The organism is Novosphingobium sp. B-7, assembly GCF_000410615.1.
Lineage (GTDB): Bacteria > Pseudomonadota > Alphaproteobacteria > Sphingomonadales > Sphingomonadaceae > Novosphingobium > Novosphingobium capsulatum.
The window spans coordinates 7,119-7,894 of record NZ_KE148517.1 but is presented as its reverse complement, the minus strand read 5'-3'; the positions used below and the strand labels follow the sequence as shown (position 1 = coordinate 7,894).

Genomic DNA, 776 nt, shown 5'->3' with positions numbered 1-776 from the left:
GGCGCAGCGCGCTGATCCCCCCGGCCATGTCGTCCGCCGCTTCCAGGGCATTGCCCAGGTTGTTCCAGGCGCTCCAGTCTTGTTCGGCCGCCGCCACGACGATGCGGTAATAGGCGATGGCAGCCGCGGCATCGCCCAGTTCCAATGCGACGGCACCACCCAGCCGCGCCAGGCGAAGGCTGCGGTCGGCCCGCGCCAGCGCCGGCGTGACCAGTGCCAGGGCACGCGCCATGTCGCCCGTGCGATAGAGGGATTCGGCCAGGTTGGTCCTGACGGTCATATCGTCGGGGCGCTGGGCATGCGCCGTTTCCAGATAGGGAATGGCCCGTAGCGGCTGCCCGCGCATGGCCTCGATCGCGCCAGCCAGCGCCGCCAGCACCGGATCGCGGGGCGCTGCGGCCACGGCCCGTGCCGCCAGCAGCGCAGCCTCGTCCAGCCGGCCACGCCGCGCGGTGTCGGCAATGGCCTGGAGCGTGGGCGGGGGAAGCTGGGTCTGCATGGTACATCCTGTGGTCGGCAATCGGGCACATCGCACCCGATCTGCCAGTGTGGCAGCGCTTGCGCCGGGCTCAAGGCAAAAAAAGTGGCGACGCACTTTCGCGCGCCGCCACTTCGGTCAAGTCACGTAGGGACTATCAGAAGTCGATCGTGATGCTCGAGTAGAGATAGCGACCCAGCGAGTCGTAGGTGCCCGGATAGGTGTTGCCGTTGCAATACACCGAAGCGCAAGCACTGCCGATTCCGGTACCACCCGAGGTCACCAACGGCGGGGCACG

General features: G+C 68.3%; 1 protein-coding gene. It reads right to left on the bottom strand.

Translation table 11 applies throughout. The features are described 5' to 3' along the window. On the bottom strand, positions 1 to 499 hold a 499-nt coding region (locus H926_RS34355; protein ID WP_202804801.1), incomplete at its 3' end, for a tetratricopeptide repeat protein. Between the last annotated feature and the right edge of the window lie 277 nt (positions 500 to 776).